The organism is Caulobacter sp. GW821-FHT09B08 (genome assembly GCF_059418225.1).
On sequence record NZ_JBWKPL010000006.1, the window covers coordinates 64,874 to 80,937 of the forward strand.

The 16,064-nt window shown below is 65.2% G+C and carries 19 protein-coding genes and 2 tRNA genes; 3 read left to right on the plus strand and 18 right to left on the minus strand.

Features of this window, described 5'->3' with window-relative positions; translation table 11 throughout:
• Window positions 1-10: 10 nt before the first annotated feature.
• The 17 genes from nuoL to AC07OA_RS17345 all read right to left on the minus strand — a co-directional run bounded on the left by nuoL (window position 11) and on the right by AC07OA_RS17345 (window position 13,295).
• Window positions 11-2,089 (minus strand): NADH-quinone oxidoreductase subunit L, encoded by a 2,079-nt coding sequence (nuoL, locus tag AC07OA_RS17265; protein WP_494665050.1) that lies wholly within the window; start codon window positions 2,087-2,089, stop codon window positions 11-13.
• Window positions 2,090-2,094: 5 nt separating this feature from the next.
• Window positions 2,095-2,400 (minus strand): NADH-quinone oxidoreductase subunit NuoK, encoded by a 306-nt coding sequence (nuoK, locus tag AC07OA_RS17270; protein ID WP_494665051.1) that lies wholly within the window; start codon window positions 2,398-2,400, stop codon window positions 2,095-2,097.
• Window positions 2,397-3,008 (minus strand): NADH-quinone oxidoreductase subunit J, encoded by a 612-nt coding sequence (locus AC07OA_RS17275; RefSeq protein ID WP_494665052.1) that lies wholly within the window; start codon window positions 3,006-3,008, stop codon window positions 2,397-2,399. Before AC07OA_RS17275 ends, nuoK begins: the two co-directional genes overlap by 4 nt.
• 81 nt (window positions 3,009-3,089) lie before the next feature.
• The gene (gene nuoI, locus AC07OA_RS17280; RefSeq protein ID WP_019847591.1) at window positions 3,090-3,581 is read right to left on the minus strand and encodes an NADH-quinone oxidoreductase subunit NuoI; all 492 of its coding nucleotides are present in this window, start codon (window positions 3,579-3,581) and stop codon (window positions 3,090-3,092) included.
• A gap of 243 nt (window positions 3,582-3,824) precedes the next feature.
• Window positions 3,825-4,064, minus strand: a complete 240-nt coding sequence (locus AC07OA_RS17285) for a hypothetical protein (RefSeq protein ID WP_494665325.1) — start codon at window positions 4,062-4,064, stop codon at window positions 3,825-3,827.
• Window positions 4,064-5,137 carry an NADH-quinone oxidoreductase subunit NuoH gene (nuoH, locus tag AC07OA_RS17290; protein ID WP_494665053.1) on the minus strand — a complete coding sequence of 358 codons (1,074 nt, stop codon included), beginning with the start codon at window positions 5,135-5,137 and terminating at the stop codon, window positions 4,064-4,066. The genes AC07OA_RS17285 and nuoH overlap by 1 nt, the downstream gene beginning before the upstream one ends.
• Before the next feature lie 4 nt (window positions 5,138-5,141).
• Window positions 5,142-7,202: an NADH-quinone oxidoreductase subunit NuoG gene (gene nuoG / locus AC07OA_RS17295; protein WP_494665054.1), complete on the minus strand. Its 2,061-nt coding sequence runs from the start codon at window positions 7,200-7,202 to the stop codon at window positions 5,142-5,144.
• Between the two features lie 5 nt (window positions 7,203-7,207).
• A complete protein-coding gene (gene nuoF, locus AC07OA_RS17300; protein ID WP_494665055.1) occupies window positions 7,208-8,527 on the minus strand; it encodes an NADH-quinone oxidoreductase subunit NuoF in 1,320 nt (439 codons plus the stop codon).
• Between the two features lie 3 nt (window positions 8,528-8,530).
• Complete coding sequence (locus AC07OA_RS17305) at window positions 8,531-8,797, minus strand: hypothetical protein (protein WP_494665056.1); 267 nt, start codon at window positions 8,795-8,797, stop codon at window positions 8,531-8,533.
• Window positions 8,794-9,024, minus strand: coding sequence for a hypothetical protein (locus AC07OA_RS17310; RefSeq protein WP_494665057.1), 231 nt, complete (start codon window positions 9,022-9,024; stop codon window positions 8,794-8,796). Before AC07OA_RS17310 ends, AC07OA_RS17305 begins: the two co-directional genes overlap by 4 nt.
• Window positions 9,024-9,707 (minus strand): NADH-quinone oxidoreductase subunit NuoE, encoded by a 684-nt coding sequence (nuoE, locus tag AC07OA_RS17315; RefSeq protein WP_494665058.1) that lies wholly within the window; start codon window positions 9,705-9,707, stop codon window positions 9,024-9,026. Before nuoE ends, AC07OA_RS17310 begins: the two co-directional genes overlap by 1 nt.
• Complete coding sequence (locus tag AC07OA_RS17320; RefSeq protein ID WP_494665059.1) at window positions 9,704-10,036, minus strand: nuclear transport factor 2 family protein; 333 nt, start codon at window positions 10,034-10,036, stop codon at window positions 9,704-9,706. The genes nuoE and AC07OA_RS17320 overlap by 4 nt, the downstream gene beginning before the upstream one ends.
• Window positions 10,033-11,283, minus strand: a complete 1,251-nt coding sequence (locus AC07OA_RS17325) for an NADH-quinone oxidoreductase subunit D (RefSeq protein WP_494665060.1) — start codon at window positions 11,281-11,283, stop codon at window positions 10,033-10,035. Before AC07OA_RS17325 ends, AC07OA_RS17320 begins: the two co-directional genes overlap by 4 nt.
• Window positions 11,280-11,681, minus strand: a complete 402-nt coding sequence (locus tag AC07OA_RS17330) for a hypothetical protein (protein WP_494665061.1) — start codon at window positions 11,679-11,681, stop codon at window positions 11,280-11,282. The genes AC07OA_RS17325 and AC07OA_RS17330 overlap by 4 nt, the downstream gene beginning before the upstream one ends.
• Window positions 11,682-11,683: 2 nt before the next feature.
• Window positions 11,684-12,334, minus strand: coding sequence for an NADH-quinone oxidoreductase subunit C (locus AC07OA_RS17335; protein WP_494665062.1), 651 nt, complete (start codon window positions 12,332-12,334; stop codon window positions 11,684-11,686).
• The gene (locus tag AC07OA_RS17340) at window positions 12,331-12,948 is read right to left on the minus strand and encodes a NuoB/complex I 20 kDa subunit family protein (protein WP_494665063.1); all 618 of its coding nucleotides are present in this window, start codon (window positions 12,946-12,948) and stop codon (window positions 12,331-12,333) included. Before AC07OA_RS17340 ends, AC07OA_RS17335 begins: the two co-directional genes overlap by 4 nt.
• The gene (locus tag AC07OA_RS17345) at window positions 12,918-13,295 is read right to left on the minus strand and encodes an NADH-quinone oxidoreductase subunit A (RefSeq protein WP_477095831.1); all 378 of its coding nucleotides are present in this window, start codon (window positions 13,293-13,295) and stop codon (window positions 12,918-12,920) included. The genes AC07OA_RS17340 and AC07OA_RS17345 overlap by 31 nt, the downstream gene beginning before the upstream one ends.
• 311 nt (window positions 13,296-13,606) lie before the next feature.
• Here AC07OA_RS17345 and AC07OA_RS17350 point away from each other — a divergent pair.
• Together AC07OA_RS17350 and AC07OA_RS17355 are read left to right on the plus strand one after the other, a co-directional pair.
• Window positions 13,607-13,683: transfer RNA gene (locus tag AC07OA_RS17350), tRNA-Asp, on the plus strand.
• Between the two features lie 65 nt (window positions 13,684-13,748).
• Window positions 13,749-13,825: transfer RNA gene (locus tag AC07OA_RS17355), tRNA-Asp, on the plus strand.
• An 809-nt stretch (window positions 13,826-14,634) separates the two neighbouring features.
• On the opposite strand, the gene AC07OA_RS17360 is transcribed toward AC07OA_RS17355, so the two are convergent.
• Window positions 14,635-14,940 carry a UBP-type zinc finger domain-containing protein gene (locus AC07OA_RS17360; protein WP_494665064.1) on the minus strand — a complete coding sequence of 102 codons (306 nt, stop codon included), beginning with the start codon at window positions 14,938-14,940 and terminating at the stop codon, window positions 14,635-14,637.
• Between the two features lie 106 nt (window positions 14,941-15,046).
• Between AC07OA_RS17360 and AC07OA_RS17365 the strand changes: the two genes are divergently transcribed.
• Window positions 15,047-16,063 (plus strand): LLM class flavin-dependent oxidoreductase, encoded by a 1,017-nt coding sequence (locus AC07OA_RS17365; RefSeq protein ID WP_494665065.1) that lies wholly within the window; start codon window positions 15,047-15,049, stop codon window positions 16,061-16,063.
• The last annotated feature ends 1 nt before the right edge of the window (window position 16,064 follow it).

Here is a 16,064-nt window from a genome sequence, read left to right on the forward strand (position 1 = left end):
CGATCCGTCCTCAACGGAATGCGTAAAGGGCGAACGTCAGCAGGCCGGCGACGCCGAGCAGCATGACGAAGGCGTAGTGGTACAGGTAGCCGGACTGCAGCTTGCCGGTCCGGCGGCCGACTTCGTAGCTGACGGCGCTGACGCCGTCGGGGCCGAAGCCGTCGATCAGCTTCTGATCGCCGCCCTTCCAGAACAGGTCGCCCAGGAACTTGGCCAGGCGCACGAAGGTGGCCTGATACAGTTCGTCGAAGAACCACTTGTTGTAGAAGAAGACGTACAGCGGGCCGTTGCGGGCGGCCAGCTTCTCGCCCAGCCGCTCGTTGCCCTTCAGCAGGTAGACGTAGACCGCGATCAGCAGGCCCAGGATCGAGGCGATCAGCGGGCTCCACTTCACCCACTCGGCCACTTCGTGGGCCTCGTGCAGCACGTGGTTGGTCGGGGCGTTGTAGATCGCGCCGCGCCAGAACTCTTGCTGGTGGTGGCCGACGAAGAAGTCGACGAACACGAAGCCGGCGGCGACCGCGCCGATCGACAGCACGACCAGCGGGAACAGCATCACCCAGGGGCTCTCGTGCGGCTGGTGATCGTGGCCGTGGCCATGGTCGTCATGCGCATGATCGTCGGCGAGCGGCTCGTCATGGGTCTCGGCGGCGTGGGCGTGATCGTCATGGCCATGGGCGTCATGGGCGTGGTGGTCGTCGTGACCCCAGCGGGCCTTGCCGTTGAAGGTGAAGAAGGCCAGGCGCCAGGAATAGAACGAGGTCAGGCCGGCCACCAGCACGCCGATCACCCAGGCGAACAGCGCGGTGGAGTTATGCTCGCCCGCGGCGAAGGCCGCCTCGATGATGGTGTCCTTGGAGTAGAAGCCGGCGAAGCCCAGGTGCAGCGGCGGGAAGCCGAGGCCCGTGATGGCGATCGTGCCGATGGTCATGGCGATGAAGGTCACCGGCAGCAGCTTGGCCAGGGCGCCGTACTTCCGCATGTCCTGCTCGTGGTGCATGCCGTGGATCACCGAACCGGCGCCCAGGAACAGCAGCGCCTTGAAGAAGGCATGGGTGAACAGGTGGAACATCGCCGCCTGGTAGGCGCCGACGCCGGCCGCGAAGAACATGTAGCCCAGCTGCGAACAGGTCGAATAGGCGATCACGCGCTTGATGTCGTTCTGGGTCAGGCCAACCGTGGCGGCGAACAGGGCCGTCACCGCGCCGATCACCGTGACGATGTTCTTGGCGACAGGCGCGTATTCGAACATCGGCGACAGCAGGCACAGCATGTAGACGCCGGCGGTCACCATGGTGGCCGCGTGGATCAGGGCCGAGACAGGGGTCGGGCCTTCCATGGCGTCCGGCAGCCAGGTGTGCAGGAAGAACTGCGCCGACTTGCCCATCGCGCCGATGAACAGCAGGAAGCAGGCGATGTCGACCAACGGGAAGGTGTGGCCGGCGAACTCCCAGGTGCGCGAGGCGCCCGAGGCGATCAGCGGGAAGATTTCGTGGAACTGGATCGTGCCGAACGCCCAGAAGGTGGTCATGATGCCCAGGGCGAAACCGAAGTCGCCCACGCGGTTCACGACGAACGCCTTGATGGCCGCGGCGCTGGCCGAGGGCTTCTTGAACCAGAAGCCGATCAGCAGGTACGAGGCCAGGCCCACCCCTTCCCAGCCGAAGAACAGCTGCATGAAGTCGGCGGCGGTGACCAGCGCCAGCATGGCGAAGGTGAAGAGCGACAGGTACGCGAAGAAGCGCGGCTTGCTGTCGTCCTCGGCCATGTAGCCCCAGGAATAGATGTGCACGAGGGCCGAGACCGTCGTCACCACGATCAGCATGGTCGCCGACAGGGCGTCGATGCGGATGGACCAGTTGGAGACGAAGTCGCCCACGTGGATGAAGGGCAGCAGGGTGACCGTGAAGGCCTCCATGTGACCCCAGGTCCACTGGCTGAAGGTGTACCAGCTGAGCGCGCAGGCCAGGATCAGGCCGCCCGTGGTGACCGCTTGCGAGGCCACGTTGCCGATCCGGCGACCGAACAGGCCGGCGATGATGGCGCCGACCAGCGGCGCGAAGCAGAGGATGGTGACGAGAGTCTGCACTGCGATCAGCCCTTCATCACGCTGGCGTCGTCCACGGCGATGTCGCCGCGGTTACGGAAGAAGGTCACCAGGATGGCCAGGCCGACGGCGGCTTCGGCCGCGGCGACGGTCAGCACGAACATGGCGAAGATCTGGCCCGTGACGTTGTGCAGGTAGACCGAGAAGGCCACCAGGTTGATGTTCACCGCCAGCAGGATCAGCTCGATCGACATCAGGATGACGATGATGTTCTTGCGGTTCACGAAGATGCCGAACACCCCGATCGTGAACAGGATCGCGGCGACGACGAGATAGTGCGACAGGCCGATCATTCGCTGATCCCCTCGCCCGGCTTGATCTGCACGAGTTCCATCCCGGTCTTAGGCGTGCGGGCGTTCTGCTTTTCGATGTTCTGGCGCTTGACGCCCGGCTTGTGACGCAGGGTCAGGACGATGGCCCCGATCATGGCGACCAGCAGCACCAGGCCCGCCAGTTGGAAGAAGAAGATGTAGTCGGTGTAGAGCACCCGACCGATGGCCTCGGTGTTGGGCACGCCCGCCGGCGAGGCCATCGGGCCGCTCAGTTTGGACGCCGCGCCGTCGGTGGCCACCTTCACGGCGATCATGATCATCTCGAGCGTCAGCACCCCGGCCACGATCGCGCCGATCGGCAGGTACTGGGCGAAGCCCTGTCGCAGCTCGGCGAAGTCCACGTCGAGCATCATCACGACGAACAGGAACAGCACCGCCACCGCGCCCACATAGACGACGATCAGCAGCATCGCCAGGAACTCCGCGCCCAGCAGGACGAAGAGGCCGGCGGCCGAGAAGAAGGCGGTGATCAGGAAGAGCACCGAGTGCACGGGGTTCTTGGCCGAGACGACGAGAAGACCCGCCACCACGGTCGCTACCGCGAGCAAATAGAAAGCTATCGCCTGCAAGGCAGGTGCTCCCCTAGAAAACCATAAAACAACGACGTGCCGGACGGCCCGCCGCCAACCCTCGGAATCGCGACCCGTCCTTTAGCGGTAGGGCGCGTCCAACTCCAGATTCTTCGCGATCAGCCGCTCCCAACGGTCGCCGTTGTCGAGCAGCTTTTCCTTGTCGTAGTAGAGCTCTTCGCGCGTCTCGACCGCGAACTCGATGTTCGGGCCCTCGACGATGGCGTCCACCGGGCAGGCCTCCTGGCACAGGCCGCAGTAGATGCACTTGACCATGTCGATGTCGTAGCGGGTCGTGCGGCGGCTGCCGTCGTCGCGCGGCTCGGCCTCGATGGTGATGGCCTGCGCCGGGCAGATGGCCTCGCAAAGCTTGCAGGCGATGCAGCGCTCTTCGCCCGACGGATAGCGACGCAGGGCGTGCTCGCCCCGGAAGCGCGGCGACTGGGGGCCGCGCTCGTTCGGATAGATCACGGTCTTCTTGGGCGCGAGCATGTACTTCATGCCCAGGCCGAAGGCGCCCGCGAAATCGAGCAGGGCCACGCCCTTGACCGCCTGTGTGATGCGCTGGAACACCAGAGCTCTCCTAACACTTCTCTTTTGGGAAGTGACGCGCGTCTCTTCCCGCTTCGATCTGTCCCCGGCGGATGGCCTGCCGGTTGATGCATTCCTTGGTCGCGGCGTCCTCCTTTCGGCGGGCCTCGACCTGTTCGTCCAGGGAACCGGTCCGCGGCGGCGGCAGGCTCCTTGGCTGTTCCCATAGGGCGCATCCGGACAGAGCGATCATCGCGACCGTTCCGACCAGAAGCGCGCCCCGCGTCATTTGCCCGACCTCGGGATGACGCAGGTGTAGTTGCCCAGCTGGGCGGGGTCGCCCCCGTCCTGCTTGGCCTCGATCTTTCCGCCGTCGGCGGCGCACTTGTCGCTCGCCCGCCGCAGCTCGTCGTAGCTGACCACGCCGCGCCCCAGCGAGTACGACGTCTTGGCCGAGGCCACGTCGTCGGTCGCGCAGGCCGTCAGGGCCAGGCCCGTCACGGCCAGGAGGGCGGCTCGGCCGATCACCCCTGGATCCCGAACACGCGCCAGGCCGAGACCAGCATCACCAGCACCAGCGACATCGGCAGGAACACCTTCCAGCCCAGCCGCATCAGCTGGTCGTAGCGGTAGCGAGGCACGATGGCCTTGGCCATGGCGATCATGAAGAACCAGAAGCAGATCTTGGCGTAGAACACCAAGGCCAGCAGGAAGTTGACCAGGAACGGCGGCCAGCCGGCGGTGAAGCCGATCGGGAAGCCCGGGTTCCAGCCGCCGAAGAACAGGACGCTGATCATCGCGCACATCAAGACGATGTTCGAATACTCGGCGACCATGAACAGCAGGTACGGGGTCGAGCTGTATTCAACCTGGTAGCCGGCCACGAGTTCGGATTCGGCTTCGGGAAGGTCGAACGGCGGGCGGTTGGTTTCGGCCAGGGCCGAGATGAAGAACATGCCCATGGCGATGACCATCACCGGCAGCAGGATGATGTTCTTCAGGCCGTGGCCGCCGAACACGTTCCAGTTCCAGATCCAGCCCGACTGCTGCTCGACGATGGAGCTGAGGTTCATGGTGCCGGCCAGCAGGATCACCGTGATGATGATCAGGCCGATCGACACTTCGTACGACACCATCTGCGCCGCCGAGCGCAGCGCGCCCAGGAACGGGTACTTCGAGTTCGAAGCCCAGCCGCCCATGATGATGCCGTAGACGCCCAGCGAGCTCATCGCCAGCAGGTACAGAATGCCGACGTTCAGGTTGGAGACCACCCAGCCCGGGGCGAACGGCACTACGGCCCAGCCCACGAAGGCCAGGATCAGGCTCAGCAGCGGGGCCAGCAGGAACACGGCCTTGTCGGCGCCGGCCGGGATGATGATCTCCTTCAGCACGAACTTGAAGAAGTCGGCGAAGGACTGCAGCAGGCCGAAGGGACCGACGACGTTCGGGCCTTTGCGCATCTGCACGCCGGCCCAGATCTTGCGGTCGGCCAGCAGCAGGAAGGCCAGGCTCAGCAGCACCCAGATCACGACCAGCAGGATCCCGCCGGTGGTCAGCAGGGTCCAGGTCACGGCGGGGTTGGAGAAGAATTCGCTCACCGGCCTACTCCGCCGCGATCTTGGCGGCGCCCGAAACCGTGGCCGCGCATTCGGCCATGGTCACGCTGGCGCGCGCGATGGGGTTGGTCAGGTGGAAGGCCTTGATCGGGCTTTCGAACGGCGCGTCCGACAGCTCGCCCTCGCCGCCCAGGCCCGACAGGTCGAACGCGGTCGGGATCGAGCCCGGCGCGAAGTCGATCTGGCCGAAGGTGGGGTGATCGGCGAACAGCTTGGCCCGCAGCTGGTCCAGGCTGTCATAGGGCAGCTTGGCGCCGACATATTCGGACAGGGCCCGCAGGATCGACCAGTCTTCCTTGGCGTCGCCCTTAGGGAACACCGCCCGCTCGCCCATCTGAACGCGGCCTTCGGTGTTCACATAGAGGCCGTTCTTTTCGGTATAGGCCGCGCCCGGCAGGATGACGTCGGCCTTGTGGGCGCCGGCGTCGCCGTGGGTGCCCAGGTACACCTTGAAGGCGTCCGAAGCGGCGGTCTCGCACTCGTCGGCGCCCAGCAGGAACAACACGTCCAGCGCGCCCGGCTTCAGCATTTCCGAGGTCGACAGACCGCCCTCGCCCGGGATGAAGCCCAAGTCCAGACCGGCCACGCGGGCAGCGGCGGTGTGCAGCACGTTCCAGCCGTTCCAGCCGTCGCGGACGACCTTGAAGGTCTTGGCCACGGCGGCGGCGGCCTTCAGCACGGCGGCGCCGTCGGCGCGGGTCAGGGCGCCCTGGCCGATGATGATCGCCGGACGTTCGGCGTTCTTCAGGGCGGTGACGAAGTCGCTCTTGGACTTGGACAGGCCCGACAGGCTCTTGGTCCCCGCGCCCAGGTAGTCGTAGTCGAAGGTCAGGTCGGCCTGTTCGCCGATCACGCCGAAGCGGGTCTTGCCGGCGATCCACTGCTTGCGGAAGCGGGCGTTCAGGACCGGGGCCTCGAGGCGCGGATTGGCGCCGACGAACAGCACCACGTCGGCGTTCTCGATGCCGGCGATGGTCGAATTGAACAGCCAGCTTTCGCGCGGGCCCTGGCCCAGGGTCGAGCCGTCCTGGCGGGCGTCCAGGTTCTTCACGCCCAGGGCGGTGAAGAGGTCCTTGGTGGCCTTCAGGCTTTCGGCGTCCTGCAGGTCGCCGGCGATGACGCCGACGCGGTCGGCCGGAGCCGCCTTGATCTTCTCGGCCACGGCCGCGAAGGCCTGGGCCCAGGTCGCCGGTTGCAGCTTGCCGCCGACGCGGACGTACGGACGGTCCAGACGCTGACGCTGCAGGCCGTCGACGGCGTAGCGCGTCTTGTCCGAGATCCACTCTTCGTTGACGTCCTCGTTGACGCGCGGCAGCACGCGCAGGACGGCCGCGCCGCGCGCATCGACGCGGATGGCCGAGCCCAGGGCGTCCATGACGTCCACGCTCTCGGTCTTCTTCAGCTCCCAGGGCCGCGCCTCGAAGGCGTAGGGCTTGGAGGTCAGGGCGCCGACCGGGCACAGGTCGATGACGTTGGCGGAAAGCTCCGACGTTACGGCCGCGCCCAGATAGGTCGTGATTTCAACGTCTTCACCGCGCGAGATCAGGCCGATCTCCGGCGAGCCGGCCACCTCGGTGATGAAGCGGACGCAGCGCGTGCACTGGATGCAGCGCGTCATCACGGTCTTGATGAGCGGACCCATGGCCTTCTCTTCGACCGCGCGCTTGTTCTCTTCGTAGCGGCTGTCGTCGCGGCCATAGCCCATGGCCTGGTCCTGCAGGTCGCACTCGCCGCCCTGGTCGCAGATCGGGCAATCCAGCGGGTGGTTGATGAGCAGGAACTCCATCACCCCTTCGCGGGCCTTCTTGACCATCGGGGTCTTGGTGAAGATCTCCTGGCCGTCGCCGGCCGGCAGGGCGCACGACGCCTGCGGCTTGGGCGGGCCGGGCTTCACCTCGACCAGGCACATGCGGCAGTTGCCGGCGATGCTCAGGCGCTCGTGATAGCAGAAGCGCGGGATCTCTTCCCCGGCCAGTTCCGCCACTTGCAGAACCGTCATGCCGGGTTCGAACTCGACCTCGACGCCGTTGACCTTGGCGATAGGCATAATCGTTACTCCGCCGCGATCAGCTTGGCGCCCTGCACGTGCAGGCGACCGCTACGATAGGATGCGATCCGGTCTTCCACCTCGTGGCGGAAGTGACGGAACAGGCCCTGGATCGGCCAGGCGGCCGCGTCGCCCAGGGCGCAGATGGTGTGACCTTCGACCTGGGTCGTGACGTCCAGCAGGGTGTCGATCTCTTTCGGATCGGCCTCGCCGGTGGCCATGCGCTCCATGACCCGCCACATCCAGCCGGTGCCTTCGCGGCACGGCGTGCACTGGCCGCAGCTCTCGTGCTTGTAGAAGTACGACAGGCGGGCGATGGCGCGGACCAGGTCGGTGGACTTGTCCATGACGATGACGGCGGCGGTGCCTAGGCCCGAGCGCAGGTTGCGCAGGGCGTCGAAGTCCATAGGCAGGTCTTCGCACTGCTCGGCGGGGATCATCGGCACGGACGAGCCGCCCGGGATCACGGCCTTCAGGTTGCCCCAGCCGCCGCGAATGCCGCCGCAGTGGTCTTCCATCAGCTGGCGGAACGGGATGCTCATCGCCTCTTCGACGTTGCAGGGCAGGTTCACGTGCCCGCTGACGCAGAAGAGCTTGGTGCCGGCGTTGTTCGGACGACCGAAGCCCGCGAACCAGCCCGCGCCGCGACGCAGGATCGTGCCGGCGACGGCGATGCTCTCGACGTTGTTGACGGTGGTCGGCATGCCGTAGAGGCCCGCGCCGGCCGGGAACGGCGGCTTCAGGCGCGGCTGGCCCTTCTTGCCTTCCAGGCTTTCCAGCAGGGCCGTCTCTTCGCCGCAGATATAGGCGCCGGCGCCGTGGTGGACGTAGAGGTCGAAGTCCCAGCCGTGGACGTTGTTCTTGCCGATCAGCTTGGCCTCGTAGGCCTGCTTGATGGCTTCTTCCAGAACCTCGCGCTCGCGGACATATTCGCCGCGAATGTAGATGTAGCAGGCGTGGGCCAGCATGGCGCGCGAGGCGATCAGGCAGCCTTCGATCAGGAGGTGCGGGTCATGCCGCATGATCTCCCGGTCCTTGCAGGTGCCCGGCTCGGACTCGTCGGCGTTGACGACCAGGTAGTGCGGACGACCGTCCTTCACTTCCTTGGGCATGAACGACCACTTCAGGCCGGTGCCGAAGCCCGCCCCGCCCCGGCCGCGCAGGCCGGAGTTCTTCATGTTGTCGATGATCCAGTCGCGACCCGCGTCCAGGATGTCCTTGGTGCCATTCCAGCAGCCGCGCTTCTTCGCGCCCTCGAGACCCCAATCCTGGAGACCGTAGAGGTTCGTGAAGATGCGGTCCTTGTCTTCGAGGATACCGACCATGACTCAGCTTTGCGGATCGAATGGATGGGCGCGCACATAGCGCGTCCGACGAATGATGACATAGGCGAAAAGCGACCATGAGACGCCTATCACCAGGAAAGAGACCGGGACGGCCCAGGCGGGCGATCCGGGAACCTGACGCCCCCAGATCAGGAGCAGGGCCCCGATCAGCGAGCCGACCAGGCCGGCCATGCGCTCGGTCCGGTAAAGGCCACGAATGGTCTTCACATAGGCCACGCGCTTTTGGAGGAGTTGCGGATCGTCGGTCATGACGCCCTGCCCTCCTCGTCCTGCTTGGCGGCCTTCATCCAGCCCAGGATGAACCAGATCTGCGCCCCCAGGCCGACGGCGATGGCGACCAGGAACACCGGCATCAGCCAGTCGATCTTGGCGGCCACGTAGCCGACGATCGCCACGCCGGCCAGCACGAAGCAGACCGCGTCGATGGCGAACATCGCGGTCAGTCGCTTCTTCTGGATGGCGTCGGCGTGTTGCATCAGGCGGCGGGCTCCGCCTTGGCCTTCTTGGGCTTCTCGGGCAGGTTGGGGATCTTGATCTTCTTGGCCGCCGAACCGTCGTACAGCTTCGGATCGGTCAGGGTGTGGATCGCGCCCTTGGGCTCCGACGCGCCGCGACCGTCATAGCTGCCCGGCTTGGGCGACTTGCCGGCGGCGAAGTCGTCGAGGATTGCGCTGAGGCTCTCCGGCGTCAGGTCCTCGTAGTAGTAGTCGTTGATGGCGGCCATCGGCGCGTTGCAGCACGCGCCCAGGCACTCGACCTCTTCCCAGCTGAACTTGCCGTCGGCCGAGACCTCGTGGGCCTCGCCGATCTTGGCCTTCAGCACGGCCTTCAGGTCCAGCGCGCCGCGCAGCTGGCACGGCGTGGTGCCGCACAGCTGGACGAAGGCGACCTTGCCCACCGGCTGCAGCTGGAACATCACGTAGAAGGTGGCGACTTCCAGCACGCGGATGACCGGCATCGCCAATTGCTTGGCGATCTCCTGGATGGCGGGCTCGGAGATCCAGCCTTCCTGCTTCTGGGCCAGCCAGAGCATCGGGATCACGGCCGACTGCTTGCGCTCGGCGGGGTACTTGGCTTTCCACCAGTCGGCCTTGGCCTGGCTTTCCTTCGAGAAGGCGAAGCTGGCCGGCTGTTCCTTGGCGAGACGGCGAACACTCATCGGGCGAAATCCACGCGGACGATCTTGTCGTCCTTGAAGGTGTAGATGGCGGCGACCTGGAACGGCGCGTCGCCGTTGCCGCGGTCGACATGTTCATGGTCGATCACGTTGGCGCCGACCACGACGCGGTTCAGAAGCTTGGCGTTGTTCTTGGGGAACTCAGCGAAGGTCTTGGCGTAGAAGGCCCGATAGGCCTCGATACCGGTGCGCGACACGTCGCCGTTCAGCGTCGCCACGACGACGTCGTCGGCGAAGTGGGCGCAGTGGGCGTCCAGGTCCTGGGCGTTGTAGGCGTCGAGTTGCGCCTGGGCGATGGCTTCCAGGCTCACCGGTCGACCTCGCCGAACACGATGTCGAGCGAGCCCAGGATTGCCGACACGTCGGCCAGCTGGTGGCCGCGGTTCATCCAGTCCATCGCCGCCAGGTGCGAGAAGCCCGGAGCCTTGATCTTGCAGCGATACGGCTTGTTGGTGCCGTTCGACACCACATAGACGCCGAACTCGCCCTTAGGGGCCTCGACCGCCGCATAGACCTCGCCTTCCGGCGTGCGGAAGCCTTCGGTGTAGAGCTTGAAGTGGTGGATCAGGGCTTCCATCGAGCGCTTCATCTCGGCGCGACGCGGCGGGGCCACCTTGTTGTCCTCGGTCATCACCGGGCCCGGCGTGGCGCGCAGCATGGCCACGGCCTGCAGGATGATCTTGGTGGACTCGCGCATCTCCTGCATGCGGCACAGATAGCGATCGTAGCAGTCGCCGTTCTTGCCCAGCGGGATGTCGAACTCGAAGTCGTTGTAGTTCTCGTAGGGCTGGCTGCGGCGCAGGTCCCAGGCGATGCCCGAGCCGCGCACCATCACGCCCGAGAAGCCCCAGGCCAGGGCGTCTTCCTTGGTCACCACGCCGATATCGACGTTGCGCTGCTTGAAGATGCGGTTGTCGGTGATCAGGCCTTCGATGTCGTCGCAGATCTTGGGGAAGGCCTTCGCCCACTTCTCGATGTCGTCGATCAGCGACGGGGTCAGGTCCTGGTGGACGCCGCCCGGACGGAAATAGTTGGCGTGCAGGCGAGCGCCGCAGGCGCGCTCGTAGAACACCATCAGCTTCTCGCGCTCCTCGAAGCCCCAGAGCGGCGGCGTCAGGGCGCCCACGTCCATGGCCTGGGTCGTCACGTTCAGCAGGTGGTTCAGCACCCGGCCGATCTCGCAGAACAGCACGCGCACGATCTGGCCGCGCTTGGGCACTTCGACGCCCAGCAGCTTCTCGATGGCCAGGCAGAACGCATGCTCCTGGTTCATCGGCGCCACGTAGTCGAGGCGGTCGAAGTACGGGATGTTCTGGAGGTAGGTGCGGGCCTCCATCAGCTTCTCGGTGCCGCGATGCAGCAGGCCGATGTGCGGATCGACGCGCTCGACAATCTCGCCGTCCAGCTCCAGCACCAGGCGCAGCACGCCGTGCGCGGCCGGGTGCTGCGGGCCGAAGTTGATGTTGAACTTGCGCACCGGGGTTTCCGGCACGGCCGGAAGCGACGGGGCGTCGTGGAAGAAGTCGGTCGCCGCTGCGGGCGAGTTTTGGCCGGTCATGGTTCCTGGCCTTCCTTACGCGGCTCGATGCTGAGCGAAACGATCAGTCCTGCCATCAGCAGGACGACGCCCAGCAGCGTGATGATGGTGGTGGCGACGCTCCAGGACTGGCTGATCGCCGCCTGCGACAGCGGCAGGGCCAGCAGCACCGAAGCCGCGCCGAGCAAGGCGCTGCGCAGCTCGGCGACCGTCATGCGCCGGATGCTGGCGCCGACCGCCAAGGTGATGACCGAGATCATGATCGCCACGCCCAGCGCCCGGTTCTGATCCGGCGAGATCACCGGCGCCTTCGTGAACCAACCGGTCAGCCGCATGCCGATCGACATGAGAAAGGCGGCCGAGAACGAGACCAGAAAGAACGCGGTGGCGGAACGGAACGTCGGCCGGCGTAGAGCCATGATTATGCATCCCCTGCTCGCTTCTCAGCTTTCTCGTCGCCGGGGAGCGCATACTTCGCGCCTTCCCAGGGCGAGAGGAAATCGAACGCACGGAACTCGGTAATCTTCACAGGCTCGTAAACGACGCGCTTGAGCTCGTCGTCGTAACGGACCTCCACATAACCCGTCATCGGGAAGTCCTTCCGCAGCGGGTGGCCGTGGAAGCCGTAGTCGGTCAGGATCCGTCGCAGGTCGGGGTGACCGTCGAAGAAGATCCCGTACATGTCGAACGCCTCGCGCTCGAACCAGTCGGCCACCGGGAACACCGGCGTGGCGCTGGGAACGGCGCTGTCCTCGTCGGTCTGGACCTTGAAGCGGACGCGATGGTTCTTCACCAGCGACAGCAGGTGATAGACGACGTCGAACCGGCGCTCGCGTTCCGGATAGTCCACGCCCGTCAGGTCCACCAGCTGGTGGAAGCGGTAGTCGGGATGGTCGCGCAGATAGGTCAGCGCCTGGACCACCCGGTTGGACGGGCCCAGCAGGTTCAGCTCGCCGAACGCCACGTGCCAGGCGGTGATCGCGCCGGCCGAATTGGCGACGATGGCTTGGCCCAGGGCTTCCAGGGGCGACAGGGCCGGAACTTCGGCCTCGGTGGCGGTAACGTCGGTCATCGCTCGATCGTCCCCGTGCGACGGATCTTCTTCTGGAGCTGCAGCACGCCGTAGACCAGGGCCTCGGCGGTGGGCGGGCAGCCCGGCACGTAGATGTCGATCGGCACCACGCGGTCGCAGCCGCGCACGACGCTGTAGCTGTAATAGTAGTAGCCGCCGCCGTTGGCGCAGCTGCCCATCGAGATGACGTAGCGAGGCTCGGGCATCTGGTCGTAGACCTTGCGCAGAGCCGGGGCCATCTTGTTGGTCAGGGTGCCGGCGACGATCATCACGTCCGACTGGCGCGGGCTGGCGCGCGGCGCGAAGCCGTAGCGCTCCAGGTCGTAGCGCGGCATGGCCGAGTGCATCATCTCGACGGCGCAGCAGGCCAGGCCGAACGTCATCCACATCAGCGAGCCGGTGCGCGCCCAGGTGATCAGGTCGTCGGCGGCCGCCATGACGAAGCCCTTGTCGGCCAGCTGGCCCGACAGACCGTCGAAATAGGGGTCGTGCAGCTTGGGATCATAGCCTTGCACCGTCGAACGCGCGGCAGAGCCGGCGGGAACGAGGGTCGAGCTGGGAGCCGAGCCGGTGGGGGGAACGATCACTCCCATTCGAGGGCGCCCTTCTTCCATTCGTAGATGAAGCCGACAGTCAGGACGCCGAGGAAGGTCATCATCGACCAGAAGGCGAAGGCGGCCACGTCGTGCGGCAGCTTCATCAGCGAAACGGCCCACGGGAACAGGAAGGCCACTTCCAGGTCGAAGATGATGAACAGGATCGAGACCAGATAGAACCGAACGTCGAACTTCATGCGCGCGTCGTCGAAAGCGTTGAAGCCGCATTCGTAGGCGGACAGCTTTTCCGGGTCCGGCGCCTTGGGCGCGAGCACCGCGGCGGCGAGGATGAAGGCGATGCCGATAACCGCCGCGATCCCTAGGAAGATCACGATCGGCAGATACTGGAGAAGGAAGGCGTTCATGACAGCCCTTGGCTTGAATCGAGCGGGTTGTAACGCAGTGTCGCCAAGGCTTCAAACGCCTGCGGCACATTGAGAAACGGTCGCAACTAGCATCCGCTTACCTAACGTCGATCCGTGGAAACAGAACGACGCCGCGCAACTCTCAAACAGCCCCTCGCCGCGCCGTTCCAGGGCCGATCCGGAAGAAATTACCCACGCTCCAGGCACGTTTTGTCGCTTCTTCGATATGGCCGTTGACACGAGTCTTCGCCCGACATATCAGACGCCCCTCGCCGCACGGCGGGTCGCACTTCGCTTCGGCGGAGCCTGATGCGGATGTAGCTCAGTTGGTTAGAGCGCCGGCCTGTCACGCCGGAGGTCGCGGGTTCAAGTCCCGTCATTCGCGCCACCTTCCCTGAAGTTGGCCGCACCCACCGTAAAGCGTACCGCGCTGGACATCGGTTCACGCCCGACGCGGATGTAGCTCAGTTGGTTAGAGCGCCGGCCTGTCACGCCGGAGGTCGCGGGTTCAAGTCCCGTCATTCGCGCCACCTTCCCAAAATCTAAATCCATGGCTTCCCGGGTAATCGGCTATGACGATTGGGGCCAGACGAGCTCGGGCAGCTGACAACAGCAAAAATTGTCTCGTGCAAATTCAACATGCAGAAAAGTGGCGGGTCTCCAACCATCCAGCCTTTTGCAAACAGAAATTCGAAGATACCGGGCTGAACCACCGTCCATCGTTTTCTGCGGATACCAGGCCAGACCGAAGCTGCAGCGACGAAATTCTGAGAAATCTCTTGACCCGGACCTGAAATCCAAACCGTTTGAAATTTCTTTATTCTATATCGCCAACCATATCGTAGACAAAATAACCCGAATGCTGTTTTCGTAACAATAGTTTTTATCCTTTCAATTTCCGGCTCCAACATGATCCGTCCATCCTCAGCAACTGAAAGCGCATTGGAAATCCGGTCGTCTAGGTAGGGAGAGGACTCAAGCGCCCTATCGACTGCACCTCCAGGCTTTAGCTTTTCCTGTAGATGTTCACGATGCCCAACTTGCGCTAGAACGATTGCTAAATATTGCTCGTCTAACGACCACGATTTGTTGCAATCATTGCACGCAGGGACTGTTTTAAGATTTTGAGGCCAGGGCTGTTCCAGTATGGCCTTGGGCGGGACGTGATCTCTCGTGCCAGCAAATCGAGCACAATAAACGCACCAATTCGTTCGCCCACGACCTTTCCGAGGTTTCTGCCCGCCTTCAAAGGGAAGGAGATACTGCGTCATAGCTATCACGCGCGGTTGGCGTCCCGGTTTTCTGCCGAGAATCACGTTCAGCGCTTTGCGCGTCTTATTCAATAGAATCGCGGAATCGGTCCCGGATGCGGGGTCGGCGCGTCGAACTCGAAGAACTCCTCGTCGACATAGCACCAGCCCCAGCCCTCCGGCGGGTCGTAGCCCTCGATGATCGGGTGGCCCGTCGCCTTGAAGTGCTTGGTGGCGTGCTTGTTCTTCGACTGGTCGCAGCAGCCGACATGCCCGCAGGTCCGGCAAAGCCGCAGGTGCAACCAGCGATCGCCCGTCTGCAGGCACTCCTCGCAGCCGGCCGTGCCCGGCGTCACGTCCAGGATCTGGTCCAGGTGGGTGCACTTGAGAGCCATGACCGCCTCCGCTTGATCCAGGCTGATTCCTGCCTCGGCGACGGTCTCGCGGCTAGAACGAACCTGTCGCCTTGAGGTTCGCCGGTGGCGTTCCGATCTAGCGTGCATGTCGCACGCTCATCCCCTGCCCTTTTCCGTCCTCGACCTGGCGCCCGTTCCGCAAGGAACCGCCGTCGGCCAGGCCCTGCACAACAGCCTCGACCTGGCGCGTCACGCCGAAAGGCTGGGCTATCACCGCTACTGGCTGGCCGAGCACCACAACATGCCCGGCATCGCCAGCGCCGCCACCGCCGTGGTCATCGGCCACGTGGCGGCCGGCACCTCGACGATTCGGGTCGGCTCGGGCGGGGTCATGTTGCCCAACCACGCGCCGCTGATGGTGGCCGAGGCCTTCGGCACCCTGGCGGCGCTGCATCCCGGTCGCATCGACCTGGGCCTGGGCCGCGCGCCCGGCACCGACCAGCCCACCATGCGGGCCCTGCGCCGCTACATGGGCGCGGTCGACAACTTCGCCCAGGACGTCGTGGAGCTGCAGGCCTGGTTCAAGCCGGCCCAGCCTGGCCAGGCGGTGCGGGCCGTGCCCGGCGAGGGCCAAGACGTGCCGTTGTGGCTGCTGGGCTCCAGCACCTACAGCGCCCAGCTGGCCGCCGCCCTGGGCCTGCCCTTCGCCTTTGCCGCCCACTTCGCGCCGGACCAGTTGATGGACGCCATCGCCATCTATCGGCGCACGTTCAAGCCGTCCGAAGCCCTGGCCCAGCCCTATGTCCTGGTCTGTATCGGGGTCTGCGCGGCCGAGACCGACGAGGAGGCCCGCCGGCTGTTCACCTCGACCCAGCAGCAGTTCGTAGCCCTACGGCGCGGCAATCCGGGCCTGCTGCCCCCGCCTGTCGACGACATCCGCGACGTGGCGTCCGAATCGGAATTGGCGGGCCTGGACCACACCTTCCGCTACGCGGCGATCGGTTCGCCCGACACGGTTCGCGCCAAGATCCAGAAGGTGCTGGACGCCACCGGCGCCGACGAGCTGATGGCCGCCTCGCAGATCCACGATCACGGCGCGCGGCTGCGGTCCTACGAGATCCTGGCCCAGGTGCGGGGCGAACTGACCCAGGCGGCCGCCTGAC

Excerpts from the sequence above, each read along its gene's own strand:
- nuoE (WP_494665058.1), bottom strand. The coding sequence starts at position 9,707 with ATGAGTGTTCGCCGTCTCGCCAAGGAACAGCCGGCCAGCTTCGCCTTC.
- AC07OA_RS17345 (WP_477095831.1), bottom strand. The coding sequence starts at position 13,295 with ATGAACGCCTTCCTTCTCCAGTATCTGCCGATCGTGATCTTCCTAGGG.
- AC07OA_RS17330 (WP_494665061.1), bottom strand. The coding sequence starts at position 11,681 with ATGGCTCTACGCCGGCCGACGTTCCGTTCCGCCACCGCGTTCTTTCTG.
- AC07OA_RS17310 (WP_494665057.1), bottom strand. The coding sequence starts at position 9,024 with ATGCAACACGCCGACGCCATCCAGAAGAAGCGACTGACCGCGATGTTC.
- AC07OA_RS17325 (WP_494665060.1), bottom strand. The coding sequence starts at position 11,283 with ATGACCGGCCAAAACTCGCCCGCAGCGGCGACCGACTTCTTCCACGAC.
- nuoK (WP_494665051.1), bottom strand. The coding sequence starts at position 2,400 with ATGATCGGCCTGTCGCACTATCTCGTCGTCGCCGCGATCCTGTTCACG.
- nuoF (WP_494665055.1), bottom strand. The coding sequence starts at position 8,527 with ATGGTCGGTATCCTCGAAGACAAGGACCGCATCTTCACGAACCTCTAC.
- AC07OA_RS17360 (WP_494665064.1), bottom strand. The coding sequence starts at position 14,940 with ATGGCTCTCAAGTGCACCCACCTGGACCAGATCCTGGACGTGACGCCG.
- AC07OA_RS17305 (WP_494665056.1), bottom strand. The coding sequence starts at position 8,797 with ATGACCGACGATCCGCAACTCCTCCAAAAGCGCGTGGCCTATGTGAAG.
- nuoG (WP_494665054.1), bottom strand. The coding sequence starts at position 7,202 with ATGCCTATCGCCAAGGTCAACGGCGTCGAGGTCGAGTTCGAACCCGGC.
- AC07OA_RS17365 (WP_494665065.1), top strand. The coding sequence starts at position 15,047 with ATGTCGCACGCTCATCCCCTGCCCTTTTCCGTCCTCGACCTGGCGCCC.
- AC07OA_RS17340 (WP_494665063.1), bottom strand. The coding sequence starts at position 12,948 with ATGGAAGAAGGGCGCCCTCGAATGGGAGTGATCGTTCCCCCCACCGGC.
- AC07OA_RS17335 (WP_494665062.1), bottom strand. The coding sequence starts at position 12,334 with ATGACCGACGTTACCGCCACCGAGGCCGAAGTTCCGGCCCTGTCGCCC.